Consider the following 24,104-nt stretch of genomic DNA (forward strand, 5'->3'; position numbering starts at 1 on the left):
GCCTTGTATGCAGGGCAGTTCACAACCGGATTTTTACTTTGACAGATAGCTGTTTTTGACGCAGGAATACCTGCTATACAGCCCGGAAATGATGCTGATTTTCAGTTATTAAAGTTGCGATAGTTGGATAAATTGCGGTTGTTGTTATGGTTAATTAAATGTTGACAAAGGTAAATTTGGCCAACATGGCAAAGTATTTGTTAAGATGGGGTTAATACAATGAAAAATTAACATAATACATTGTAGACTTTGACTAAAAAAACACAACTATGAAAACAATGACTAAACTGATAGCTTCGGCATTTACTGCAGCAGCTATTTTTATCGGAACAAATGTAAAAGCTCAAACTACACCTGCCAATGCGTTACGTTTTGGAATTGGTTTAGAAGCAGGTATTCCCACTGGCAATGCACATGACATTTCAAATTTTGAATTAGGCGGTACTGCACGTTTGCAATACGGTGTAAATAACAATGTAGCCCTTACATTGACTTCTGGTTATTACAACTTTTTTGGTAAGACCTATAGTTCAAGTTTTTCTGATGCAACATCAACAACCACTGTAACTGTTAAAGGCAGATCATTAGGTATGATCCCTGTAAAAGCCGGTATCAAAGCGTTTGTTGGTGATGGATTTTATTTTTCAGGTGAGGCAGGTGCCGGATTTGAAGTTCACCCACCGGTAGCAGGGGGGGAGAAAGACACTAAACTTATCCTTTCTCCGGGTTTAGGTTACGCAACAAAATCATGGGATGTGGGCGTGCGTTACGAAAATTTCTCAGGGCAAGGCAATAGCTACGGTTTAGTGGGTTTACGCTTGGCTTATGGTTTTGGTTTATAAACCAAGCCATAAAAACTGTTACAAAAGCCGTCTGTTATGTATAACAGGCGGCTTTTATTTTTTTATACATTTGCTGCCTTGTTAATAAAAAGTTAACAAGAGTTTAAATTACAGCTATATGAAAAGTACAATTACAAAAGTTATTGCTGGTGTATCAGTTGCACTGGCTTTATTTACTGCCAAAAATGTTAAAGCTCAAACCACCCCTGCTGATAAATGGCGTTTAGGTATAGGCCTTGAAGTAGGCAGGCCAATTGGAAACGCGCATGACATATCCAACTTTGAATTAGGAGGTACCGCAAGGTTGCAATATGGTTTAAGCATTAAAACTGCCTTAACGCTTACTTCGGGTTATTATAATTTATTTGGGAAATCATATTCTGAGCGTTTTGTAACACCTAATGGAGTTATAGAAACTACGGTTAATGGGAAAGATCTGGGTATTATTCCTGTAAAGCTGGGTATTAAGTCGTTCCTTGCACACAGGTTATATTTTGGTGCCGAAGCCGGTGCAGGTTTTGAGACAACTTCTCTTTATCCCGACGGTAGCAAAGACACTAAGCTGATCCTTTCTCCAACTATTGGTTATGCCACTAAAGTGATTGATTTAGGCTTACGTTATGAAGGTTTCTTTGGCCAGGGCAACAGCTATGGTTTAATTGGCTTACGCATAGCTTACGGGTTTGGGTTGTAAAATAAACTGAACCATGATTTTAGGATTTCGGGATTGGCCGATTTTCAGAAAGTAGTTACAATAAAAAAGACCTTGCCACTGGCAAGGTCTTTTTTATTGCTGAACCAGGATTTGGGTAGATTTACTGGATTTATAGGATTTGACCGGTGTAACCTGATAGGCATCCGGAGCGTCCCCTAATCCTAAAAATCCCGGTTCAGACAAAATCCTATTACGCCAGTTTACCCAGCGCTTCTTTCAATCTTCTCATAGCCTCTATCAGCGTATCTTCAGCAGCAGCGTATGATAAACGGATAGAAGACGGATCGCCGAACGAGTCGCCGCCTACAGTAGCTACGTGGCCTTCTTCAAGCAGGTATAAGCTTAGGTCGTCAGAATCATTGATCACACGGCCTTCATAGCTTTTACCAAAGAAAGAAGTAACATTAGGGAAAAAGTAGAACGCACCATCAGGCAGGTTCACTTTAATGCCTTCTATTTCGCTCAATAATTTATAAACAATGTCACGGCGTTTTTTGAAAGCTGCACGCATTTCAAGTACGCTTTCCAAACCACCTTCGTAAGCGGCAACACCGGCACGCTGGGTGATTGAACAGGTACCTGAAGTTACCTGGCCCTGCATTTTATCAAAAGCAGATGCAAGCTCTTTGGTGCTGGCTGTGTAACCAATCCTCCATCCTGTCATGGCAAAAGCTTTAGACCAGCCGTTGATGATCACAACGCGATCTTTAATATAATCAAACTGCGCAATAGATTCGTGCTTGTCAACAAAGTTGATATGCTCGTAGATCTCATCGCTCAGGATGTAAACGTGCGGGTGTTTTTCAAACACTTTAGCCAAGCCTTCCAATTCATCTTTACTGTAAACACTGCCTGTAGGGTTACATGGCGATGAAAACATGAACAGCTTGGTATTAGGCGTAATAGCAGCCTCTAATTGCTCCGGGGTAATTTTAAAGTTGGTATCAACAGTAGTGTTGATGAAAACGCTTGTACCTTCGGCCAATTTAACAACTTCACTGTATGAAACCCAGTAAGGGGTAGGGATGATCACTTCTTCGCCGGGATTAACCAAACATAACACCGCGTTGGCGATAGCCTGCTTGGCACCTGTTGAAACCACGATCTCGCTGAAATCATAATCAAGATTATTCTCGTTCTTCAGCTTGGCAACTACTGCTTTACGAAGTTCGGGATAGCCTGCTACTGGTGTGTAGTAGGTAAAGTTCTTGTCCATGGCCTGCTTGGCGGCTTCCTTGATATGCTCAGGGGTATGAAAATCAGGTTCGCCAAAGCTAAGGCTGATCACGTCGACACCTTTAGCGGCAAGTTCACGGCCCAGTTTGGCCATTTTAATTGTTGCAGATTCGGACAGGTTTTGTATCCGGGTACTTAATGCGCTCATATAAATTGTGTTATCGCGGCAAATATAGAAAATAACTTTGCTGCTACTTACGGTTGTTATTTTTAAATTTGCGGCCTAATAACACCTTGCTTTGAATCAACAAAAAAGGATCATATTAATTTCGCTGATAACGGGGATTGTGCTGATGCTGGCGAAATTTGGCGCCTACTTTTTAACAGCCTCCAATTTTGTACTTACCGATGCTGCCGAAAGCATTGTGAACGTCATAGCAAGCTCATTTGCTTTTTACAGTATCTACCTCTCGGCCTTACCGCGCGACGAAAACCACCCTTATGGGCATGGTAAGGTTGAATTCTTTTCTGTTTTTATCGAAGGTTCACTCATCGGCATTGCCGGGTGTATCATCATCGTAAAATCTGTTTACAGCTTTTTCTACCCTAATATTATCCACGATCTGTTTACCGGTGCTATCATTATCGGTATTACCGGCGCTATTAACGGTGCGCTTGGCTATTACATGATCCGCAAGGGAAAAGAACTTCGTTCGTTAACTCTTGATGCCGATGGTCGCCATTTGCTTGCAGATACCGTTACCAGCGGCGGCCTGGTGGTTGGTTTATTATTGATTGAATTTACCGGCATTTTATGGCTGGATAGTGCACTTTCCATACTTGTAGGTTTGTATATAGTATACAGCAGCTACAAACTGGTTCGTAAATCGGTTGGGGGATTAATGGATGAGGCCGATTTTCAGGTGGTAACAGATATTGTACATGTTTTAAGCGAGAAGCGCCGTGAGGCCTGGATAGATGTACATAACCTGCGTGCGCAGAAATATGGTCATGAACTGCATATCGACTGCCACATGACCTTGCCAAGTTATTTTGATTTGAATACGGTACATACCGAAATATCATTGGTTGATAAAATGATCAATAACGATATAGGTATAAAAACGGAACTATTTATCCATGCGGATCCTTGTTTGCCTGATTGCTGCCATTACTGCAGTATGCCTAACTGCCCAATCCGGTCGGAAGCGCAAACAGAAACTATAGCCTGGACATTGGAAAAAGTTGTACGTAATAAAAAACACTTTGAATAATGGAATACTTTAATGTAAGGGTTTACGGCCTGCTGCTGAATGATGATGATGAGTTGCTGATAAGCGACGAACAGGAATATGGCATGCGTTTTTCAAAGTTTCCAGGCGGTGGCCTTGAGCTTGGTGAGGGCCTTATTGATGGCCTTAAACGTGAGTTTATGGAAGAGTGTAACCTGGAGGTTGAAGTGGTCAGTCATTTTTATACTACAGATTTTGCCGTAAAATCAGCCTTTAACAATTCGCAGATCATCAGTGTGTATTATATGGTAAGAACCCTCACGCCGGTTAATTTAAATATCAAAACCGTTGCGTTTGATTTTGATGGCGAAGGAGAGGTGTTGCAGGCTTTCAGGTGGGTGCCGCTTACAGCACTAAGCGTAGCCGATTTTGAATTTCCGACAGATAAACGTGTGGTTGAACTTTTACAAAACGAACTATGAACCTTACCGAAAGAGATTTACAAGTAATATGGCATCCTTACACTCAAATGAAAACAGCACAGCCGCCTGTAGGCATTGTACGGGGAGAAGGTGCGCTGTTATTTGACGAACAAGGTAAACAATACATTGATGCGGTATCATCATGGTGGGTAAATATCCACGGACATGCACATCCTTACATTGCCAAAAAAGTATCAGAGCAGCTGCATAAACTGGAGCACGTGATATTTGCAGGTTTTACGCACGAAGGTGCTGTTGAGCTGGCTGAACGCCTGTTGGCGATTCTGCCATCAAATCAAAAGAAAGCGTTTTACTCAGACAATGGTTCAACCGCTGTTGAAGTAGCCATAAAAATGTGTCTGCAATACTGGCTCAACAAAGGCGATCAGCGTACTAAGATCATCGCTTTTAATAATGCTTATCATGGCGATACCTTTGGGGCTATGGCCGTAAGCGGCCGCAGTGCATTCACCAAAGCTTTTGACAGCTTATTGTTCGAGGTAGAGTTTGTCGATATTCCCAATGCAGAAAATATAGAAAGTCTCAAATCCCAGATCTCAGATCTCAAATCTCAAACGGCCTGTTTTATTTTTGAACCACTGGTTCAAGGTTCGGCCGGCATGATCATGTATGAGGCCGAATATCTGAATGAATTGATGGCGCATTGCCGTAAGGAAGAAGTAATGCTGATTGCCGATGAGGTATTTACCGGTTTCGGGCGTACTGGCAAGCCTTTCGCTACAAATCATGTAGACGTTGAACCGGATATCATGTGTTTCTCCAAGGGGCTTACAGGCGGTACCATGGCTCTGGGATTAACTACCTGCACGCAGCAAATCTACGATGCCTTTTTATCTGACGATAAATTAAAAACCCTTTTCCACGGGCATTCATTTACGGCCAACCCTATAGCCTGCGCCTCGGCGCTGGCCAGTCTTGACCTCTTTCAACAACCTGAAACGGCAGAGAATATAGCGAGGATCAAAACCGCTCATACGGTGTTTGCTGATAGGATCCGCAATCACCCTAAAATAAAAACGGTTAGACAAACGGGTACCATAGTGGCTATGGAGTGGGAAACAGGTGATAATACTTCTTATTTCAGCTCGCTTAGGGACACGCTGTACAATTATTTTTTAGCTGCGGGCATCATATTACGCCCCCTGGGCAACGTTATTTATATTTTACCGCCATATTGCATTACTAATGAGCAACTCAATTATGTTTACAGCAAAATTGAGCAAGCTCTTGAAGAACTATAAATTATGCTGAACAAAATACTACCTACTATAATTGCCGATAACGAACTGCACTCACGCTGGTTAAATACATTATCATTAATGGAAAACACCGGCGCACGCAAGATCTCGGCCAGCGAAGACCCGCTTACAGTTACCTACATCATATTAAAGCACGCCGCCGAAGAGCATCGTCACGCTTTCTACCTTAAAAAGCAGCTGGAAAAAACTGGTGTAACGTTGCCTACGTATGCAGCCGAATACCTGTTGGCCCCGGGTTCAAGCAAATATTATTTGAACCAACTGGATGTTGATGTTTGCCGCTATTTAAAAACAGAACTGAACCTGAAAGGCGCAGAGCTACGTTTTGCCGCTTATTTGCTGGTTACTTATGCTATTGAAGTGCGTGCCGATGAGCTTTATCCCATTTATCAGGATGCCCTTGACGAGGCAGGTAGTAAAGTGAACGTAAAATCGATCATTTTAGAGGAGGAAGGTCACCTGGAAGAGATGATCAATCAGTTACAGCATTTCTCCCCACAGTGGCAACTACACGCTCAAAAAGCAGTTGAATTTGAAACTAAGCTGTTTAATCAATGGGTTGAGCAGTTGGGTAAGGAAATTGACCGTTGATTTTTTTGATTACGTTGATTTCGCTGATTTTTGGAAATGATTTTTGTTGAGACGCATTATATGCGTCTTTTTTGTTAATCGTAGATGTTTTTTCGATGACCTAAATCGATTATCTCGACTAATAGAATGTCACCCATAGCGCAAGTCTTGTGCGGTTGATTGTGGGCTGATGACTTGTGATTATTTGTTATTTCGATTAGTATCAAGCATTCTGAATACCTCCTCTGACGTTATGGATGATGATTCATTGGTGACTTTTCCCTCATCATATAACCGGATATCTTCCAATTCGTCCAGCTCTGTCATGAGTTTTCATAGTCGGCTATGGGGATAACTACAAACAGTTTTTTACCTGTATTGTCTGTAATATATTGATGGTTTACAGTTATCATATTTTTAAATATACTGAAATCTCCCGATTACTAATCAATACCCCATATACTCCGTAAACACTTGCTGCAAATAAGCCTTACCATAGGCAAGTGCGGCTTCGGTGCTTTTTTCATCTGCATTACGCTGACTGTTGTAGATCATCCTTTGACCGGAATTGTCATAAGATACGGCTTGTCCCGGCTGCATAAAGCCAAAACCATTATCCCAGTCAAAAAAAGCAAACTCTTTGCTATTAGGGTTTAATAAATCTTTCGACCATTTGAACTGGTTATGCGGCATACCCAGTTGCGCCAGCAGGGTAGCTGCAACGTCCGTTTGTCCACCAAGTTTGCTGATCTTTTTGCCACGGTATTCCGGCCTGATCACCTCACCAAAAAACAACAATGGGATATGGTATTTGGCGGGATCGTAGGCTTCGGCTGTATTGCGCGGTAAGCGGTGGCCATGATCGGCCACTAAAATAAACAGTGTGTTTTTATACCATGCCTGCTTTTTGGCATGTTCAAAATAAGCGTTAAGGCATGAGTCGGTAAAGTAGGCTGTACTCCTGAATTTGTTGGCAGGATCACCGCCTGCATCATCAGTAAAATGGTGTTTTACAGGTAACGTGAATGGCTCATGATTGCTTGATGTTTGTAAGTAATTGAAGAATGGCTGCTTCTGCGTGGCGGTATATTGCAGGTTCCTGGTAAGCAGGTCATCGTCATAAACACCCCATTGCGTTTTAGTATGAGTATTATCAAAGCTGGCCTCGTCAATAATGTGATCAATATTGTGTGAGGTCATGAACTTATCAAAATTCATGTAGTCGCTTTTTCCACCATAAAAATAAGCAGTTTCATAGCCCGACTTTTTAAATGATGAGGAAATAGCCGGAAGCTTTTTATGTTTAACCGTATCGCTGATAATGGTACGGATAGCCTGCGAAGGAAAGCCACTCATGAGGGCTACGATACCTTTATCGGTACGATCGCCGGAGGCATAAATGTTATTAAAGAACAGTCCGTTTTTTATGAACTTTTCAAAGTTGGGTGCCACGCCTTTATCCCCGCCTAAAGATTCGATAACATCGGCCGTGTAGCTCTCCATCTGAATAATTACCACATTTGGCCTCGTGGTAGTAAGTATTTGTTCGGTTGAACTGTCCCTGACATTGTATAGGTCGTCGACAGTTTTTTCTGCTTCTGCCGGATGATCATACAGGTAGGGATTGTATAGCGGTCGTAAATTTTCAAATACGTTGTTAAAAAGGTTCCACTCTGTATTGAGCGCACTTTGGTTCAGGATCTGTTTTTCGGAGAAGTAGGCTGAATTTTGTGCTATCGGTTTAGCTTGCAAGCCGCCGCGCATCAGCACAAAGTTTACAAACAGGAGTAGCATAGTAAGCGAAACCTTCAGGCTTGGCCGGGCTTCGGGTTTCTTGAACTTGTAGTTTATAATAAAATGAGAGAGCACTACGCCGGTTGTTAGCAAGGCGATGCCTATAAAAATGCATTTGCCAACCGGCGATGAACCGCTTGAGGCAATAGCTTCTGAAGGGGCATGATAAAATGAGGTAAACACCCTGAAGCTTACCTTGGTGCCCCATTCGCGGAATATATTGAAGTTGAGTACTGTATTTAACGAAATGCAAAACAGGCAAAACCAAACGTATATCTTTAGCCAGATAGGTTTTATCCGGACTTTAGGAATGAACCAGTTAACTGCAAATACAACAATAGGTATAATACAAATATAGGCTGTTGCCGAAGCATCAAGCCTTAAGCCCCAGAAAAATGTTTGCAGGATCTCACCAATACGGGCATTATCAAGCTTATGCAGAAAGTAGATCTCAAACGTTGCCCTGGTGATAACGAAGAAGAGGATCCAAAAGATAAAAAATCTGAAAAAGCTAAAAAGGTTCCTTAACATTGGTGTAACAAAAATAATATTTTGCTACAATGTTAAGGAACCTTTAATGAATTGTTAATGAAATATTTCGATTACCTGCCGCCGCTCATGGCTTTCAGGTCATCCAGGGAGATCTTTTCAAAATCAGCAGGGATACCGAATGTACCAGCCGGATTTTTTTGTTCAGTTATGCTTTTAACAGTAACCTCGGTGCTTTGGCCCTGTGAAAATGAAGTATACTGAACAGGGAAGCCACCAATGCTGCGGTAGTATTTAGCAATGCCGGTCATAGGCACGGTAACATCGTTAGTTACCCAAACATCATAGGTTTTTTGGGTTTTGCTGTCGGTAGCAACTACTTTTTTACAGTTAAAGCCCGAAATTACTTTGGTTTCGGTACCAGGGGCAAATGTTAGTGTTGGCAAAGTTGCTAAAGCCTGGTCAACTTCATCGGGAGTTGCAACGGCTGCTTTTTTGATAGATGCTACAGGAACATCAACCATAACAACTAATGATTTGCCATCTACATCGGTTAATATTTTAATGGTGGCCGGGCCGGCAGTAAATTGCATAGCTGCAGAATCGGCGCGGAAATAACTTTTAGCTTCAACCTGTTGTCCCTGCATTGCAGTTGAAATAGTTACCACACCCTCTTTGTAAGCTTTTTGGGCGTTTGCACTGATTGCTGTTGCGGTAAGGGCAAGGCCTAAAGCAATGTTGAAAATTTTAATGTTCATGTTTTCAGTTTGATTTAATACCAAATTAACTTTTATTAATTAAAAGACAAATTTTTAGGTACGTAGTTTAATATGTTTTTCAATTAGATGCTGCAACAAACGATTTGTTACGTTTTAAAACCACATAATTAGCGTGCAAATGCCGGGCCTGGCCCTCAATAGCCTGCACCACTTTAGGGGTATTTGTGGCATCAATAATTATGGTATGATATTCGTGATTTTTATCAATAATAGCAAGCGGAATTTTAGGATTGCTGGTAATGTACAGGTAGTCGGTTTTTTGTTTTGTTATTGATGAAGTATCCGAATATTCTTTATTAATAACTGTTATAGATTGGTGTCTGAACCTGATGAGGTTACCCTGTTTTTGTAAAAATGATGTCCGGATATCCTGATCTGGCTTATATAAAACAACGTCACTTATTTTACAGCTATCAAGATATGGCCTGATGGAGTAATTATAATTTTTATCGGTATCGGCAAGGTTACTTAATATAATGGCCTGGTTGCCGTTTTTAAATACCATGCCCACATTTTTGCGCAGGTTTAAAAAGGCAATGCTGTTTGTATCATATGAGCGATATCTTTTTACGATGATGCTTATGGCCAATAAAAATATCAATGCAATACCAGTGCGCAGCAGCCATGGTTTTCTATCGTACAAAAAGTAAAACACGCATATAATAATGGCATAAAACAGCAGGTACTCGGTTGTGGTAAGCCATATTTTATTAATGCTTGCAAAGGGTAAATGCTCAACCCTTGCCAGTACGTAGTTCATGAACAGGATCGATTTTTCAAGGATCCAGGCAAGGGAAACAGATACATATGGAACCTGTGGCAGTAGCAGGTAAAAAATCCCGCTGTACATGATAACAGCAGTAGGAATCACAATAAACAAATTGCTAAACAGGAAATAAACCGGGAACTGGTGAAAATAAAAAGCACTCAGCGGAAAAGTGATGACCTGGGCGGCTATGGATACCGAACACAAAGCCCAGAGCTTATCAAGCCATTGATTATTTAAAGTAAACCAGGCATAAACCACCGGCTGTAAAACAACAAGCCCGGCTACCGCGAGGTATGAAAGCTGAAAGCCGACATCAGTTATCAGCAGTGGATTATACAATAGTAACATAAAAGCGGATACTGCAAGTATATTTAGATTGTTGATGTACCGGTTGTACGTTTTACCGATAATAACTGTACTGATCATTACCGCAGCCCGGCAAACCGCAGGCGAAAACCCGGTGAGCATAGCGTAATACCAGATAATGGGAATAATGATGATTGCTTTAATCAGCCTGCCATGTTTAAACCGGTTCAGGAAAGTGAGCATAAATGCCAGCAAAGCCCAAATGATGGCCACATGCGCGCCCGAAACTGAGAGTACATGGATGGTGCCCGTTTTGGAATAGGCTTGCAGGACATCTTCGCTTAAGTCGGCTTTATAGCCTAATATTAGGGTTGAAGCTACGGCAACAGCGTTTAGGTCATGCATTTGCTGCTTTAATTTTTGTATCATTTTCCTCCGTAGGGCCAGTGCATGTGCTATAAACGGATTGCCGGTGTTTGACTGTAGCAACCGGTATTGTCCCGGATACAAAAACTCCTGGTAATAGATGTTTTGATGGGCGAGGTATTTTTTATAATTAAACTCGGCAGGGTTAAATGGCGGATCGATAGGGGCGTATTTACCGGGGATGAGCAGTTCATCACCGTAGGTTAGTTGCAAGGCGCTGCTATCTTTTATAGCGATCATCAGCGTTCCGGTTGATGCGGCTGGCTGTTTTTGATTCACGGTTGCAATAACGCTGGCCGTAAAACGTATAAGACCGTTTTTTAATTGAGGTTCATTGTTAACGCGTACAAACAGTTTTTGTGCCTGGAGTTTGGAGAAATGGCTGGTGTTATTGAGTTCGTTATTGTTGATAGCCGCTATCCAGCCTGCGAGCAGCAATAACAGGTGAATGATTGAACCGCCCAGCCACCTTTTTTTATAAACTTTAAAGCGGGTATAATAAAAATTAAGCAGCAGGAACAAGATCATCAAGCTTGTAAAGCCAATGGCCAAGGGCATCAAATATACACCCGAACTGAAATTGATACCGATATTTATACCCAATAAAAAAGGGAGGAGTAAAATAACAACCGGGATTTCGCCCTTGTGCTTAGCGATCATATAAGATTGTTATTGCAGGTGACAACATGGTTATAGGTTAACCCAACAGGATTATAAAAATAAAGATAGTTTTTATACCGAAGATTACAATTGGTCGCGAACTTCGAGCAAGAACTTTTTAAGGTTTTCAAGGGAGTCGATAACGCGCTGGTTATCTTTTGTATCACCCATATTATTTTTAAGGTGATCTTTTGCTCCGTTCAGGGTATACCCTTTATCGCGGATGAGGTGGAAGATGATCTTGAAGTTTTCGATGTCTTCGGGGGTGAAATACCGGTTGCCCTTTTTGTTTTTCTTGGGTTGTAATATTTCAAATTCCTTTTCGTAAAAACGTATAAGCGACTGATTAACATCAAACATGGCCGATACCTCGCCCATGGTGTAGTACATCTTGCTTATTTCACGTTCTTTATAAGGCATAATACAAATGTATCTATTTGATTTCGGAATTGGGAATTTCGATTTCGGAATTTTGTATTAGCTTATATGCTTTCGCAATATTTGAAGTTGCCCTGCTCCGGCTTGGTGTGGGCTATTTCATGGCCTCTGGCTGCTGTATGTTAAATGGAAATAGTGTTTTATTTTGTTTCGCTCCAGGGCAGGGACGACGCTTTGCCCGCTAAAAAGTCGGCTTTACGGCTGGCCAGTTCTTTAGCCTGCTGTTCAAGAATGGCATCGTTTTCGTTATCTATACGATAGTTATAATCCAAACTATCAAGAAATGCCAGGAGTATTCTTTTCTCCTGTTCGTTTTGAATGTCTACTCTTAAAGTTTCCATGTACAAATTTAAGGTAAATATGACAAATTGCATTAATTGTATCGACGAACGAGGGTAAAATCGACTTTAATTAATAAATAAATCCGAAATTGAAAATCCGATATCCGAAATAATTCAAAATCCTATCTTTGCTTCCTATGACTGCTACTGAAATACGACAGGCTTTTCTTGATTTTTTTGTTTCAAAGGGACACACAATCGTTCCTTCGGCACCAATTGTGATTAAAAACGATCCAACCCTGATGTTCACCAACGCGGGGATGAACCAGTTTAAAGATATATTTTTAGGCGAAGCGGCACCCAAGGCCTCCCGCGTGGCGGATACGCAGCGTTGTTTGCGCGTATCGGGCAAGCATAACGATTTGGAAGAGGTTGGTATCGATACCTATCACCACACCATGTTTGAGATGCTTGGCAACTGGAGCTTTGGCGACTACTTTAAAAAAGAAGCCATTGCCTGGAGCTGGGAGCTGCTTACCGAAGTGTACAAGCTGCCTAAAGACCGCCTGTATGTTACCTATTTTGAAGGCGACGAAAAGGAGGGCCTTGAAGCTGATACCGAAACCTACGAACTCTGGAAACAATACGTAGCTGAAGACCATATCCTCCGCGGTAACAAAAAAGATAACTTTTGGGAGATGGGCGAAACCGGCCCATGCGGTCCCTGTTCAGAAATTCACTTTGACAGCCGCCCGGATAATGAGCGTGCAGAAACAAGTGGAGCCACATTGGTAAACGCAGATCATGACCAGGTGATAGAGATCTGGAATGACGTATTTATGCAATTTAACCGCCTTAAAGGTGGCGTATTGCAACCACTGCCTAATAAACATGTGGATACCGGGATGGGCTTTGAGCGTTTAGTACGTGTGCTTCAAGGCAAAACATCAAACTATGATACGGATGTTTTTCAGCCAATGATCCAGTTCATTGCCGAAAAATCGGGCAAAAAATATAACAGTGCTGCCAAACCTGGCGATGCCGACTGGAACGATGCTGTAGCTATGCGCGTATTGGCGGATCATATCCGTGCTATCAGCTTTGCTATAGCTGATGGACAGTTACCGGCAAGTAACAAGGCTGGTTATGTAATCCGCAGGATTTTGCGTAGGGCGGTGCGTTATAGCTATCAAACTTTAGGTTTTAAGGAGCCTTTCTTTAATCAACTGGTGCCGTTATTGGCTGAACAGTTTAAAGGTGTGTTTGATGAGCTATTTTCTCAAAAGGATTTTGTGCAGAAGGTTGTTCTGGAGGAAGAAATATCTTTCTTAAGAACACTGCAGCAGGGTATTAGCTATTTTAACAAAAGCGTGATCGGAAATACTGATAAAGTTTTAAGTGGTGCCCTTGCATTCGAATTGTCTGATACCTACGGTTTTCCTATCGATCTCACCGAATTAATGGCTCGCGAAATTGGTTGGACAGTAGATATGAAAGGCTTTGAGGATGCCCTCCAAGAACAAAAAACTCGCTCCCGCGCTGCCACTGCCATTGATACCGGCGACTGGATCGTATTAAAAGATGATGAGTCAGTTGAGTTTACCGGTTACGACGAAACCGAAACGGTTGCCCATATTGTAAAATATCGTAAAGTAACCGCTAAAGGTAAAGAGCAATACCAGTTGGTATTGGATAAAACACCTTTCTACGCTGAAAGTGGCGGCCAGGTAGGGGATAAGGGCGAACTGGTTTTTCCTGATGGAGAGATCATCCTGGTTACTGATACCAAAAAAGAAAACGGACTGATAGTTCATTTTACGGATAAACTGCCGCAGGATATTGACGATGCCTTAACTGCTATTGTTGATCCGGCTTTACGTAGCCAGACTAATAGCAACCACTCAGCGACGCACTTGCTGCACGCCGCTATGAAACAGGTATTGGGCACGCACGTAAACCAGAAAGGGTCGTTAGTTAACGCTGATTACCTGAGGTTCGACTTTTCACACTTTGCTAAAGTTACCGACGAAGAACTGGCACAGATCGAGTCTATCGTAAACCAAAAGGTACGCGAAAACATCCCGCTTAAGGAAGAACGCAGCGTATTATATGCCGAAGCGATTAGCAGCGGTGTAACCGCCCTGTTTGGTGAAAAATATGGCGAGTATGTGCGCGTAATTACTTTTGATGATAACTTCAGCAAGGAGCTTTGCGGTGGTACGCACGTGAAAGCTACCGGGCAAATCGGTTTCTTCAAAATTATTGCCGAGAGCGCTGTGGCTGCCGGTGTGCGCCGTATTGAGGCCATTACCGGTGTTGCTGCCGAAAAATATATTGTTACCCAAAACGCTTTGGTTAACCAATTAAAAGAGCTGCTTAAAAATCCAAAGGATCTTTCAAAAAGCATTGAAGGATTGCTTGACGAAAATGCCAAACTGAAAAAAGAGATCGAAAAAACGATCCTCGAAAAATCATCAGGCTTAAAAACTGAATTGGCTCAAAAAGCCGAGGCTATTGGCGATATCAATTTCATTGCCCAAAAAGTGGCCCTGCCTAATGCAGATGCGGTTAAAAACCTGGCTTACCAGTTAAAAGACATCGTATCCAACCTGTTCCTGGTATTGGCAGCTGATTTTGATGGCAAGCCAAGCATCACCGTAATGATTGCCGAAAACCTGGTGAAGGAAAAAGGCCTGCATGCCGGTAACATCGTAAAAGAGTTAGCTAAAGAAGTTAAAGGCGGCGGCGGTGGTCAGCCATTTTTTGCTACTGCCGGCGGCAGCGATGTAAGTGGGTTGGATAATGTGCTGGTAAAAGCGAAGAGTTTTGTAAAGTAAATAACCTTAACACCATGCCATTGCGAGCGCAGCGCGGCAATCTCTTAGCTATTCTATCGGATATGCAAGGCCGTTGTGCATGGGCTACGAGATTGCCGCGTCGCCCCCAAGGCTCTGCCCCGGAAGGCTCCTCGCAATGACATTTCGGGTTATAAAAGACATATCGGTTATAAAAAACGACCGCCTCAACAGAAGCGGTCGTTTTATTTTGTATATAAAATCTTAATAAATATTAATGGTGATGACCATTATTGTGTACACGGTGATCAACTACACGGGTGCGTTTAACTACTTTTGTATGCGGCCTTGAGTTATGATTTACAACCCTGGTACGGTTCACTACATGTGTACGGTTTACAACCCTGGTACGGTAATTATCACGAACAATCACATTGCGGGTACCACGGTAGCGCGAATAAGTATCACGGTCATGTGCAAAATAAGTATATGGTCTTGGCCGGTTTACCGCTACTTTGTAACCTGTTGCAATATTATAACTTGCATAACGAGGGGGTAAAGCGGCCCTTCTAACCCATCTGCCGCCATCTAAATAAACATATTGGTGCGTAGGAACATAATAATAGCTCTCAACATCGGGCAGGTAATAATAGTTAACCCCTGCATATTCGGCTGGAGGGTTCCACAAACCAACGTTTACATTTAAACTTACCTGTGCATTTGCTTTTGTAACCGAAGCTGCAAGTACAAAACATCCCGCAAGCATTCCTAAAATTAATTTTTTCATGGTGTCTGTCTAAGTATGCGGCACTTAATCAATTTCTGTGCCTTTATAAAATAGACGGGTTCAGTTGCCGAAGGTTTAAATGTTAATTATTGCCGGGTACAAGCTTTTGCTCTTTAGCCCCGGGAAAATGCAGGAAGTTGGATTTTTTAGGTTTAATGTCTTTTATTATAAAAACTTTAATATGCTAACCGTAGTTGCTACGGTTAGCACACATCATTGATTATGTGTAGTAAACTGTAAACCTGATGTTTCCTACCGTATAAGTATATTATTGCATCTTTACCGTTGTTTTTAAAAGCAAAATGGTGCCGATAGTGTATTAATCTTTATATATTTGGTTTTTATAGCTCAGTAAATCATAGCTGAATTTTTATTTTTATGACAGTTCTCTCAGACGGGATAGCCGAAAAGTACGAGTTGGTAATAGGCCTCGAAGTACATGCGCAGCTATCTACATCAAGTAAGGTATTCTCTGCAGATTCAGCTGCTTTTGGTGCCGAACCTAACCGCCATGTTAGTGCGGTATCGCTGGGGCATCCCGGTACCTTGCCTTTTATTAATAAAAAAGCAGTTGAATATGCCGTTAAAATGGGCCTGGCCTGTAATTGCACTATCAACCTGAACAATAGCTTTGCCCGTAAAAATTATTTTTATGCCGATTTGCCTAAGGGTTACCAGATCAGTCAGGATCAGGCACCCATTTGTCTTAACGGTTTTGTGCCTGTAAAACTGGCTGATGGTACCGAAAAGAACATCGCGTTGCACCATATCCATATGGAAGAGGATGCCGGTAAAAGTATGCACGATCAGCACCATGCCGATTCACTGATCGACCTGAACCGTGCCGGTGTGCCGTTGGTTGAGATCGTGTCTGAACCAGATATGCGCAGTGCCGAAGAGGCTGGCCAGTTCCTGACCGAAACCCGTAAACTGCTCCGCTACCTTGATATTTGCGACGGCAATATGGAAGAAGGCAGCATGCGCTGCGATGCCAATATATCGGTAAGGCTTAAAGGCGCTACAGTTTATGGTAACCGTTGCGAGGTTAAAAACCTTAATTCCATCCGTAACGTGCAGCGTGCCATTGAGCACGAGTTTGTGCGCCAGGTAAACATTATTGAAGCAGGTGGCCATATCGACCAAAATACACTGAATTTTAACGCTGATACCGGCGAAACCTCGGTGCTTCGCTCAAAAGAAATGGCTAACGATTACCGCTATTTCCCCGAGCCCGACCTGCCGCCGTTGAAACTCAGCAATGAATATGTAGAAAATATACGTAAAGGTTTGCCTGCATTACCGGCACAGCTGTTCCATAAGTATATTGAGCAATTAGGCCTAACGGCATATGATGCGTCGGTTATCACCGCTGATAGGGATACCGCTTTTTATTTTGAATCGCTGATAAAACATACCGATCATTATAAAGCCGCGGCCAACTTGCTTATGGGTGCGGTGCGTTCGTACCTGAATGATCATAACCAAACCATTGGTAACTTTGCTGTTACGCCGCAAAACCTTGCCGCCCTCATCAAACTAATTGACACCGGGGTGATAAATAATTCTGTAGCTTCGCACAAATTATTCCCCGCCATGATCAAAGAACCGGGAAAAAAACCGGATGATCTGGCTAAGGAACTTAACTTGCTGATCAGTGCTGATGGCGATGACGTAACCCGTTTTATTAAGGATGCTATCGCTAAATTCCCTGACAAGGTTAAGGAATACCAAAAGGGGAAAAAGGGCGTTTTAGGCCTGTTTATGGGCGAGATCATGAAAAGCTCAAAAGGCAAGATCGACCCGCAGAAAACTAACCAGCTATTGATAAAGGAATTAGAAGCTAAATAAATGAAAGTTAAAAATATGGCTGCTGCCGGCGCATTGTTGTTGCTTAGCGCAGGTATGTACTCTTGTAAAAACAAATCGCAGTTCAGCGTTTCAGGAACTATAAAAAATCCGGGTGCCCTTAAGGCTGTTTATTTGATTGAGGCCGATAGCTCGGGTTTAAAAATTGTTGACTCAACCTCACTGGGCGAAGGCGGCAAATTTGAGTTTAAGCATGTTGCACTTTACCCAAACCTGTTTAAGCTTCGCGTGGGCAATACCGGTCCGCAGGGCAGCGAAATGCAGGGCGAAAACCTGTACGATTTCATTGCTAAAAACGGTGATGATATTGATTTTGAAACAGATAATAACGATAAAAAGCACGAGTATACCATTAAAGGCTCTGATGATTCGGATAAAATAAAAGAGTTTAACCGCATCAGCAATCTTTATGGCGATAAAAATGCAAAACTATTTGCCGAGTACCAGGAAAAATCGCACGGTGAGCGTAACGATTCGTTGCTGAAAGTATACATGCCTATATTTTTAAAGAATGTGAACGAAAGCGGTGAGGCTGTTTTGAAATTTGTGAACGATAACAAAAAATCGCTTGCAGGTTTTTATGCGGCTACCACGCTCGATCCTACAAAATATGAAGCACAGTTGATCAAGTTTGCCGATGATATCCGTGGTGATTTTAAAGATAACCCTACGGTACAAAAATTCATTGCGCAGATGGATAAGGCTAAGCCGATTTCAATAGGTCATAAAGCGCCGGAATTTACTGTTAACGGTATTGATGGCAAACAAATCAGTTTGGCCGACTATAAAGGTAAATATGTGATGATTGATTTTTGGGCTTCATGGTGCCAGCCTTGTCGCCAGGAAAACCCAAATGTGGTTAAACAGTATAATAATTTTAAAGGTAAAGGTTTTAATATTTTAGGTGTTTCGCTTGATAAGGACAAAGCTCCGTGGCAAAAAGCTGTTAGTGATGATAAACTTGCCTGGGCACACGGATCTGATTTAAATGGCTTTGAAGGCCCTACAGAAAGGCTTTACCATATTGAAGCTATCCCCTCAAATTTCATTATCGACCCGCAGGGAAACATTGTTGCCAAGAATATTACAGGCGCCGATCTTGAAGCTTTTTTAAATAAAACATTTAAATAGCCTCAACTTACGGTTAATATAAGGTAACGTTTAACAATTTGTTAATATTAACTTAACCATTAGCTGTTGTAAAGCGTATACTTTTATACAAAAAAATTAACGCAACATGAGCAGCACCGCAAAACAGAAAATACTTATTGTTGATGATGAACCGGATATTTTAGAACTGATTGAGTATAACCTCAAAAAGGAAGGTTACCAGGTGTTTTTAGCACGTAACGGCCAGGAAGCCGTTGCCGAAGCAAAGAAAGCCCTGCCCGATCTGATTGTACTGGATATCATGATGCCTAAGATGGATGGGATAGAAGCATGCCGTATTATGCGTACCATGCCCGAGTTTAAAAATACCTTTATGGTGTTTTTAACGGCCCGCAGTGAAGAGTATTCAGAAATTGCCGGTTTTAACGTAGGTGCCGATGATTACATAGCAAAACCTATAAAACCCCGCGCACTGGTTAGCCGCATAAACGCTATTTTACGTCGTAATGCGCCAGCCGAAGATGTAATTGATAACAAACTGGAAATTGGCGACCTGGTTATCGACCGTGAAGCTTACCTGGTTTATAAAAACGGTGTTAAGGTAGTATTGGCGAAAAAGGAATTTGAGCTGCTATACTTGCTGGCTTCAAAACCGGGCAAAGTTTACACCCGTGAGGTGATCCTTAAAAATATTTGGGAAGATTCGGTAGTAGTTACTAACCGTACCATTGATGTTCACATCCGTAAACTACGCGAAAAACTGGGCGACGATTGCGTTGCTACCGTAAAAGGGGTAGGGTATAAGTTTGAAGCTTAGCCACTGATCCTGTTAAGGGATGAACAAAAAGCGATTGGGTATCCAATCGCTTTTTTTATTGGGGAGGTATTAGTTAGTTTTCGGGACCGCTGTAACTTCATTAATATAATACTTTTTACGCAGCCAAAATGCCGCGTTAACGAGTGCTATTAATGCCGGAACCTCAACCAGCGGGCCTATCACCCCGGCAAAGGCTTGTCCGGAGTTAATGCCAAATACACCAATGGATACGGCAATAGCCAGCTCAAAATTATTGCCGGTTGCTGTAAAGGCTATCGAAGTACTTTTTGAATAGTCGGCACCGAAGTATTTGCCGATGAAAAAACTAAGCAGGAACATGATTACAAAGTAAAATACCAGCGGTACGGCAATATGAACCACATCCATCGGGATCTGTACTATGAGCCTGCCTTTAAGGCTAAACATGATCACGATGGTAAATAGCAGTGCAATAAGTGTTACCGGCGAAATAAAAGGGATAAACTTTTGCTGAAACCAATCGGCCCCCTTTAGCTTAATTAAAGCATAACGACTTATGATCCCTGCGGCAAATGGGATCCCGAGATAGATTCCCACACTTTTAGCAATTTGAATTATAGTGATATGTACCTCAAGACCTTTGAAGCCAAACAGGGGAGGCAATACCGTTATAAAAATGTAAGCGTACACACTATATAACAGCACCTGAAAAATACTGTTCAGGGCTATCAATCCCGCTGCATATTCCCGGTTGCCATCGGCAAGTTCGTTCCATACTACAACCATAGCAATACAGCGGGCAAGGCCAATGAGTATTAGCCCTACCATATATTCGGGATAGTTATGCAAAAAAACGACTGCTAAAATGAACATAAGGATAGGTCCCACTATCCAATTTAAAACGAGTGAAGCAGTTAACACTTTTACATCTTTAAATACTTTGCCCATCTGCTCATATTTTACTTTGGCAAGCGGCGGATACATCATTAGTATTAGCCCGATAGCCAGCGGAACATTGGTAGTGCCGCTCGAAAATGAATTGATGAAAGCCGATGATGAGGGTATAAAATAACCCGTTGCAACTCCTATGGCCATGGCCAGGAAGATCCACACAGTGAGATAGCGATCGATAAAACCAAGCCTTTTTCGTTCTGCAACCGGAGCGCAATTGTTAGCAGACATATTAAAGCGTTTTGGTTAAATGCTGTTCCACAAATTGCTGCATATAGAGTTTGATCTGCTGCCGTGCCTGCCTGAATGAATCCATTACTTCATCTTCGGTGCCGCGTGCTTTTGCCGGATCGGGGAAATTATGGTGAAAGCGCGTCACATCTCCCGGAAAATATGGACAGGCTTCGTTAGCATTATCGCAAACAGTTATTACATAATCAAAGTTGATACCGGCATATTCATCTACATGGTTTGAGGTATGATTGGAAATATCGATGCCATCTTCGGCCATTATTTTGATGGCTTTAGGGTTTACACCATGGATTTCGATGCCTGCACTATAGATAGTTGCTTTACTGCCGGCAAAATATTTTAAATATCCTTCGGCTATCTGGCTCCGGCAACTATTGCCTGTGCACAGTACTAATACATTTTTCATGATTTTTTATTGACAGCAGCCTGGTTCGCAGCATGCTTTTGTTTCGGGTTTTTCGGCATAAACGGTAACGCTCACAATAGCGCCGCTGCCATTTTTAAATTCAGTGATCTCGTTTGCCGATAGATAGTTGCTTAGGATATCATCGGGGATAATAATTGGTTTTTCTTTTTGAACGAGGATATTGGCAAAGCCATTTTTACTGATCAACTGAAGATATTCCTCTTTTTGAATAGCGCCTGATACGCAGCCCGCATACATTTCGGCAGCAGTCCTGATTTTTTCGGGCAGGCTACCGGTTAATACGATATCCGAGATACTGAAGTGGCCGCCAGGTTTCAATACCCGGTAAATGTCTTTAATAACGGCATTTTTATCGGGCACCAGGTTCAAAACACAGTTGCTTACAATTACATCGGCCGTATTAGCTGTTACCGGCATATGCTCGATATCGCCCAAACGAAACTCTACATTGTTAAAGCCGAGCTTATCCGCATTTTCGCGGGCTTTGCTGATCATCGCTTCCGTAAAATCGATACCTATCACCTTACCCGTTTCGCCGGTTTCGGAGCGTGCTATAAAGCAATCGTTGCCTGCCCCGCTGCCAAGATCAATTACGGTATCACCTTTTTTAATTTGAGCAAACCGGGTGGGTAAACCACACCCTAAACCGAGGTCAGCATCGGCGTTGTAGCCTTGCAATTCGGTATAATCCTCGCTCATGATGTTGTAAACCTCGGTTGAACATCCGCCTGCGCCGCAGCATGATGACTGATTGGTATCCTTATCTTGTAAGGCAATTTCGCTGTATTTCAGCTTTACCAATGCTTTTAATTCCTCGTTAGTTTTCATTTGTTTATTGCAATATTACGATTGATATGGATAAAAAATTTTAGCAGCAGTTATTGAAATCTTTGTACGATGAGAATAGCTTATTCAACTCATTATTTAAGTTTTTCCAGGCTTCCGGTTCAATACAGTAACAAACGCTTACGCCTTCAATAGTGCCTTGTATAAGGCCCGCATTCTTTAATTCTTTAAGGTGCTGGGATACGGTAGGCTGGGCCAAACCTAATTCAGCCGATAGATCGCCGCAGATACAAGCCTTTGCTTCGATAATAAGCTGCAGGATGGCAATGCGGGCCGGATGAGCGATAGCTTTAAGCTGCACAGCCAGCTTGTTCTGGTCGTCGGTAAATATTTCTGTTTTGGTGATACCCATAATTATATTGCAATATTACGATTAAATAAACTGATGTCAAGCTAATTTTGATTTTAATTATTACCTGTATAAATACTCAGATTACGCTTCGCCGGCGTACTTTAAAAGAAAAGCAAAGGTCATCCCCGTTTATTACCCTAATACAAGATCTGCACTAAAATGATTGTTTAGTGACCGGATTAAAAGGCAGAGTGCGGGATATGAAAGACTTACGAAGTTTCAAAACTTCGTAAGTCTGGAGATTGGTAAATTACTTTGAGGCAGTAACAGCTTTCTTTTTAACTGTGGTTGCTGCTTTGGCTGTTTTAGCGGCTACGGCCTTTTTGGTTGCTGTAGCTTCTGTTTTTGCTTTAGCTGTAATGGTTTTTGCCTTGGTTGCAGCTTTGGCTTTAACATCGGCAACTTCCTTTTTTGCAGCAGTTGTTTCATCTTTCACTTTGGCTGTAATAGCTTTAGCTTTGGTTTCGGCTTTAGCTTTAACATCCGCTGCTGCAGTTTTTGCTTTTGCGGTTACTTCATCGGCTTTTTTAGCAACCGTTTTTTTGGTGGCTGTCGCTTTTTTAGTGACAGTTGCTTTTTTAGCAGTTACTTTTTCCTTTATATCTTCAAATTTTTCTTCGGCTGCTTCTTTTACGTCTTCGGCTGTATCTTTTGTGCCTTCCCAAAGGCTTTCAATTGTTTCTTTAACCTTCTCGAAAAATCCTTTTTCTTCTGGTTGGGTTGAATTATCGCTCATGATGTTTTTTTATAGATAGGTAAACAGATTGTTATTAATTAACCTTTTAACCTCAAAAAGTTTAGGTTTGTTTTAAATCTGCTTAACAAATACATCATGGCAGGGAAATATCGGGAATTGGGGTGACTATTCTTTTAACCTGCCGTTTTGAAGGCCATATAAACCATCTATGGTTTTCAAAGTAACGTCATCAAGCCGTTGTTTCAAGAGCTGTCTTATTTCGATATAGATATCCCGTTTCACCCATTGGTGTATGGCTTGAAGCGTTTCGGTCTTATCACCCAGGTGTTCATAAAACGATACTCCTGCAGCGTTCCATAAGTCCTCAGATTTTTGCCTGAAGCACCATTCGGCAAAGTCATAGTTCTTTTTGAGTTGTGAAATGTTGTTATTACGATGTGCTGCAACAGTTGAGGGCAATAATTCCATGAAAACGCCATAAATAGACGTCTCCGGGTCTTCAAACTCTCTTTTTGAGCCAGGGAGGCATTCAATTGCTCTTTTTCGCCAGGCGCTCATAATTGCTGGTATTTGTTATGCCGTTCTTTTAAAGTAGATGGCAGGGGGAAGTTTACCGAACACAAATTTTGTAACATCACAAAGCCACATTTGCTGGTTAAGCGTTTTGCCCTCATATTCATTAAGCAGATAAATGCCGCCACCAACATGGTCCTTGTAATCTTCAATTAATTGAAGCTCAGTGCTGCCTTCAAAGGGCGCTTCGGTCAGTATGAGTTCCACCTCGCGGCTGCCCTCACCAACATAATCAAGCATAATATCAGCTCCCTCAACCATTTCAAGATCGGCTTTAACACCCTGCCAGTTGGGTAGGTCAATATACCAGCGGCCGGTATCTTCCTTTACGAATTTATAAGTATTAACAGAGGCTGTCATTATGCTAATATAAAGCAAAAAGTCCCGCCGTTGGGCAGGACTTTTACATAAAA

25 protein-coding genes are annotated in these 24,104 nt (G+C 42.0%); 10 read left to right on the forward strand and 15 right to left on the reverse strand.

Translation table 11 applies throughout. The features are described from left to right. Positions 1 to 269 precede the first annotated feature (269 nt). Positions 270 to 842 (forward strand): hypothetical protein, encoded by a 573-nt coding sequence (locus MTO98_RS10420; protein ID WP_243486592.1) that lies wholly within the window; start codon positions 270 to 272, stop codon positions 840 to 842. Between the two features lie 118 nt (positions 843 to 960). Continuing rightward, the gene (locus MTO98_RS10425) at positions 961 to 1,536 is read left to right on the forward strand and encodes a hypothetical protein (RefSeq protein WP_243486593.1); all 576 of its coding nucleotides are present in this window, start codon (positions 961 to 963) and stop codon (positions 1,534 to 1,536) included. Between the two features lie 211 nt (positions 1,537 to 1,747). Here the strand turns inward: MTO98_RS10425 and MTO98_RS10430 are convergent, their stop codons facing one another. Beyond that, positions 1,748 to 2,941, reverse strand: a complete 1,194-nt coding sequence (locus MTO98_RS10430; RefSeq protein ID WP_243486594.1) for a pyridoxal phosphate-dependent aminotransferase — start codon at positions 2,939 to 2,941, stop codon at positions 1,748 to 1,750. Between the two features lie 91 nt (positions 2,942 to 3,032). Here MTO98_RS10430 and MTO98_RS10435 point away from each other — a divergent pair, with 91 nt between their 5' ends. The 4 genes from MTO98_RS10435 to MTO98_RS10450 are packed head-to-tail and all read left to right on the forward strand — an operon-like array spanning position 3,033 to position 6,318. Next, positions 3,033 to 4,007 carry a cation diffusion facilitator family transporter gene (locus MTO98_RS10435; protein WP_243486595.1) on the forward strand — a complete coding sequence of 325 codons (975 nt, stop codon included), beginning with the start codon at positions 3,033 to 3,035 and terminating at the stop codon, positions 4,005 to 4,007. Next, a complete protein-coding gene (locus MTO98_RS10440; protein WP_243486596.1) occupies positions 4,007 to 4,447 on the forward strand; it encodes an NUDIX domain-containing protein in 441 nt (146 codons plus the stop codon). Before MTO98_RS10435 ends, MTO98_RS10440 begins: the two co-directional genes overlap by 1 nt. Next, a complete protein-coding gene (gene bioA / locus MTO98_RS10445; RefSeq protein ID WP_243486597.1) occupies positions 4,444 to 5,709 on the forward strand; it encodes an adenosylmethionine--8-amino-7-oxononanoate transaminase in 1,266 nt (421 codons plus the stop codon). Before MTO98_RS10440 ends, bioA begins: the two co-directional genes overlap by 4 nt. Positions 5,710 to 5,712: 3 nt before the next feature. After that, positions 5,713 to 6,318: a hypothetical protein gene (locus MTO98_RS10450; protein ID WP_243486598.1), complete on the forward strand. Its 606-nt coding sequence runs from the start codon at positions 5,713 to 5,715 to the stop codon at positions 6,316 to 6,318. 180 nt (positions 6,319 to 6,498) lie between these two features. Here the strand turns inward: MTO98_RS10450 and MTO98_RS34255 are convergent, their stop codons facing one another. The 6 genes from MTO98_RS34255 to MTO98_RS10475 all read right to left on the reverse strand — a co-directional run bounded on the left by MTO98_RS34255 (position 6,499) and on the right by MTO98_RS10475 (position 12,299). Further along, on the reverse strand, positions 6,499 to 6,624 hold the full coding sequence (locus MTO98_RS34255; protein WP_256464370.1) for a hypothetical protein: 126 nt from the start codon (positions 6,622 to 6,624) through the stop codon (positions 6,499 to 6,501). A gap of 120 nt (positions 6,625 to 6,744) precedes the next feature. Then, positions 6,745 to 8,622: an LTA synthase family protein gene (locus MTO98_RS10455; protein ID WP_243486599.1), complete on the reverse strand. Its 1,878-nt coding sequence runs from the start codon at positions 8,620 to 8,622 to the stop codon at positions 6,745 to 6,747. Positions 8,623 to 8,693: 71 nt separating this feature from the next. Next, a complete protein-coding gene (locus MTO98_RS10460) occupies positions 8,694 to 9,338 on the reverse strand; it encodes a DUF4412 domain-containing protein (protein WP_243486600.1) in 645 nt (214 codons plus the stop codon). A 79-nt stretch (positions 9,339 to 9,417) separates the two neighbouring features. Further along, positions 9,418 to 11,520, reverse strand: a complete 2,103-nt coding sequence (locus MTO98_RS10465; protein WP_243486601.1) for a ComEC/Rec2 family competence protein — start codon at positions 11,518 to 11,520, stop codon at positions 9,418 to 9,420. Positions 11,521 to 11,604: 84 nt separating this feature from the next. Then, positions 11,605 to 11,940, reverse strand: coding sequence for a MerR family transcriptional regulator (locus MTO98_RS10470; protein ID WP_243486602.1), 336 nt, complete (start codon positions 11,938 to 11,940; stop codon positions 11,605 to 11,607). Between the two features lie 158 nt (positions 11,941 to 12,098). Further along, complete coding sequence (locus MTO98_RS10475; RefSeq protein WP_243486603.1) at positions 12,099 to 12,299, reverse strand: addiction module protein; 201 nt, start codon at positions 12,297 to 12,299, stop codon at positions 12,099 to 12,101. A 137-nt stretch (positions 12,300 to 12,436) separates the two neighbouring features. Here MTO98_RS10475 and alaS point away from each other — a divergent pair, with 137 nt between their 5' ends. Beyond that, positions 12,437 to 15,076, forward strand: coding sequence for an alanine--tRNA ligase (alaS, locus tag MTO98_RS10480; protein WP_243486604.1), 2,640 nt, complete (start codon positions 12,437 to 12,439; stop codon positions 15,074 to 15,076). A 232-nt stretch (positions 15,077 to 15,308) separates the two neighbouring features. Here the strand turns inward: alaS and MTO98_RS10485 are convergent, their stop codons facing one another. Next, on the reverse strand, positions 15,309 to 15,821 hold the full coding sequence (locus tag MTO98_RS10485; protein ID WP_243486605.1) for a hypothetical protein: 513 nt from the start codon (positions 15,819 to 15,821) through the stop codon (positions 15,309 to 15,311). 378 nt (positions 15,822 to 16,199) lie between these two features. Here MTO98_RS10485 and gatB point away from each other — a divergent pair, with 378 nt between their 5' ends. The 3 genes from gatB to MTO98_RS10500 all read left to right on the forward strand — a co-directional run bounded on the left by gatB (position 16,200) and on the right by MTO98_RS10500 (position 19,614). Further along, positions 16,200 to 17,669: an Asp-tRNA(Asn)/Glu-tRNA(Gln) amidotransferase subunit GatB gene (gene gatB / locus MTO98_RS10490; protein WP_243486606.1), complete on the forward strand. Its 1,470-nt coding sequence runs from the start codon at positions 16,200 to 16,202 to the stop codon at positions 17,667 to 17,669. Beyond that, entirely contained in the window at positions 17,670 to 18,818 is a 1,149-nt protein-coding gene (locus tag MTO98_RS10495) for a TlpA disulfide reductase family protein (RefSeq protein WP_243486607.1), read from the forward strand. It abuts the gene before it with no gap. A 106-nt stretch (positions 18,819 to 18,924) separates the two neighbouring features. Beyond that, complete coding sequence (locus MTO98_RS10500; RefSeq protein ID WP_022831601.1) at positions 18,925 to 19,614, forward strand: response regulator transcription factor; 690 nt, start codon at positions 18,925 to 18,927, stop codon at positions 19,612 to 19,614. Positions 19,615 to 19,683: 69 nt separating this feature from the next. Here MTO98_RS10500 and arsB read toward each other — a convergent pair whose 3' ends face one another. From arsB to MTO98_RS10535, 7 genes are all read right to left on the reverse strand, one after another. Beyond that, positions 19,684 to 20,775, reverse strand: a complete 1,092-nt coding sequence (gene arsB / locus MTO98_RS10505) for an ACR3 family arsenite efflux transporter (protein WP_243486608.1) — start codon at positions 20,773 to 20,775, stop codon at positions 19,684 to 19,686. Position 20,776: 1 nt separating this feature from the next. Further along, positions 20,777 to 21,202, reverse strand: a complete 426-nt coding sequence (locus tag MTO98_RS10510) for an arsenate reductase ArsC (protein WP_243486609.1) — start codon at positions 21,200 to 21,202, stop codon at positions 20,777 to 20,779. Positions 21,203 to 21,208: 6 nt separating this feature from the next. Then, positions 21,209 to 22,051, reverse strand: a complete 843-nt coding sequence (locus MTO98_RS10515) for an arsenite methyltransferase (RefSeq protein ID WP_243486610.1) — start codon at positions 22,049 to 22,051, stop codon at positions 21,209 to 21,211. A gap of 40 nt (positions 22,052 to 22,091) precedes the next feature. Further along, positions 22,092 to 22,421, reverse strand: a complete 330-nt coding sequence (locus MTO98_RS10520) for a helix-turn-helix transcriptional regulator (protein WP_243486611.1) — start codon at positions 22,419 to 22,421, stop codon at positions 22,092 to 22,094. Positions 22,422 to 22,671: 250 nt separating this feature from the next. Further along, entirely contained in the window at positions 22,672 to 23,157 is a 486-nt protein-coding gene (locus tag MTO98_RS10525; protein WP_243486612.1) for a hypothetical protein, read from the reverse strand. Positions 23,158 to 23,283: 126 nt separating this feature from the next. Next, complete coding sequence (locus tag MTO98_RS10530; protein WP_243486613.1) at positions 23,284 to 23,676, reverse strand: hypothetical protein; 393 nt, start codon at positions 23,674 to 23,676, stop codon at positions 23,284 to 23,286. A gap of 15 nt (positions 23,677 to 23,691) precedes the next feature. Then, positions 23,692 to 24,051 carry a DUF6717 family protein gene (locus MTO98_RS10535; RefSeq protein WP_243486614.1) on the reverse strand — a complete coding sequence of 120 codons (360 nt, stop codon included), beginning with the start codon at positions 24,049 to 24,051 and terminating at the stop codon, positions 23,692 to 23,694. Between the last annotated feature and the right edge of the window lie 53 nt (positions 24,052 to 24,104).

Source organism: Mucilaginibacter sp. SMC90 (assembly GCF_022811725.1).
Taxonomy (GTDB): Bacteria; Bacteroidota; Bacteroidia; order Sphingobacteriales; family Sphingobacteriaceae; genus Mucilaginibacter.

Excerpts from the sequence above, each read along its gene's own strand:
- MTO98_RS10420 (WP_243486592.1), top strand. The coding sequence starts at position 270 with ATGAAAACAATGACTAAACTGATAGCTTCGGCATTTACTGCAGCAGCT.
- MTO98_RS10500 (WP_022831601.1), top strand. The coding sequence starts at position 18,925 with ATGAGCAGCACCGCAAAACAGAAAATACTTATTGTTGATGATGAACCG.
- MTO98_RS10430 (WP_243486594.1), bottom strand. The coding sequence starts at position 2,941 with ATGAGCGCATTAAGTACCCGGATACAAAACCTGTCCGAATCTGCAACA.
- MTO98_RS10460 (WP_243486600.1), bottom strand. The coding sequence starts at position 9,338 with ATGAACATTAAAATTTTCAACATTGCTTTAGGCCTTGCCCTTACCGCA.
- MTO98_RS10525 (WP_243486612.1), bottom strand. The coding sequence starts at position 23,157 with ATGAGCGATAATTCAACCCAACCAGAAGAAAAAGGATTTTTCGAGAAG.
- MTO98_RS10450 (WP_243486598.1), top strand. The coding sequence starts at position 5,713 with ATGCTGAACAAAATACTACCTACTATAATTGCCGATAACGAACTGCAC.
- arsB (WP_243486608.1), bottom strand. The coding sequence starts at position 20,775 with ATGTCTGCTAACAATTGCGCTCCGGTTGCAGAACGAAAAAGGCTTGGT.
- MTO98_RS34255 (WP_256464370.1), bottom strand. The coding sequence starts at position 6,624 with ATGACAGAGCTGGACGAATTGGAAGATATCCGGTTATATGATGAGGGA.
- MTO98_RS10515 (WP_243486610.1), bottom strand. The coding sequence starts at position 22,051 with ATGAAAACTAACGAGGAATTAAAAGCATTGGTAAAGCTGAAATACAGC.
- MTO98_RS10510 (WP_243486609.1), bottom strand. The coding sequence starts at position 21,202 with ATGAAAAATGTATTAGTACTGTGCACAGGCAATAGTTGCCGGAGCCAG.
- MTO98_RS10475 (WP_243486603.1), bottom strand. The coding sequence starts at position 12,299 with ATGGAAACTTTAAGAGTAGACATTCAAAACGAACAGGAGAAAAGAATA.
- MTO98_RS10530 (WP_243486613.1), bottom strand. The coding sequence starts at position 23,676 with ATGAGCGCCTGGCGAAAAAGAGCAATTGAATGCCTCCCTGGCTCAAAA.
- MTO98_RS10535 (WP_243486614.1), bottom strand. The coding sequence starts at position 24,051 with ATGACAGCCTCTGTTAATACTTATAAATTCGTAAAGGAAGATACCGGC.
- MTO98_RS10440 (WP_243486596.1), top strand. The coding sequence starts at position 4,007 with ATGGAATACTTTAATGTAAGGGTTTACGGCCTGCTGCTGAATGATGAT.
- MTO98_RS10455 (WP_243486599.1), bottom strand. The coding sequence starts at position 8,622 with ATGTTAAGGAACCTTTTTAGCTTTTTCAGATTTTTTATCTTTTGGATC.
- MTO98_RS10465 (WP_243486601.1), bottom strand. The coding sequence starts at position 11,520 with ATGATCGCTAAGCACAAGGGCGAAATCCCGGTTGTTATTTTACTCCTC.
- bioA (WP_243486597.1), top strand. The coding sequence starts at position 4,444 with ATGAACCTTACCGAAAGAGATTTACAAGTAATATGGCATCCTTACACT.
- MTO98_RS10520 (WP_243486611.1), bottom strand. The coding sequence starts at position 22,421 with ATGGGTATCACCAAAACAGAAATATTTACCGACGACCAGAACAAGCTG.
- alaS (WP_243486604.1), top strand. The coding sequence starts at position 12,437 with ATGACTGCTACTGAAATACGACAGGCTTTTCTTGATTTTTTTGTTTCA.
- MTO98_RS10425 (WP_243486593.1), top strand. The coding sequence starts at position 961 with ATGAAAAGTACAATTACAAAAGTTATTGCTGGTGTATCAGTTGCACTG.
- MTO98_RS10485 (WP_243486605.1), bottom strand. The coding sequence starts at position 15,821 with ATGAAAAAATTAATTTTAGGAATGCTTGCGGGATGTTTTGTACTTGCA.
- MTO98_RS10495 (WP_243486607.1), top strand. The coding sequence starts at position 17,670 with ATGAAAGTTAAAAATATGGCTGCTGCCGGCGCATTGTTGTTGCTTAGC.
- MTO98_RS10470 (WP_243486602.1), bottom strand. The coding sequence starts at position 11,940 with ATGCCTTATAAAGAACGTGAAATAAGCAAGATGTACTACACCATGGGC.
- gatB (WP_243486606.1), top strand. The coding sequence starts at position 16,200 with ATGACAGTTCTCTCAGACGGGATAGCCGAAAAGTACGAGTTGGTAATA.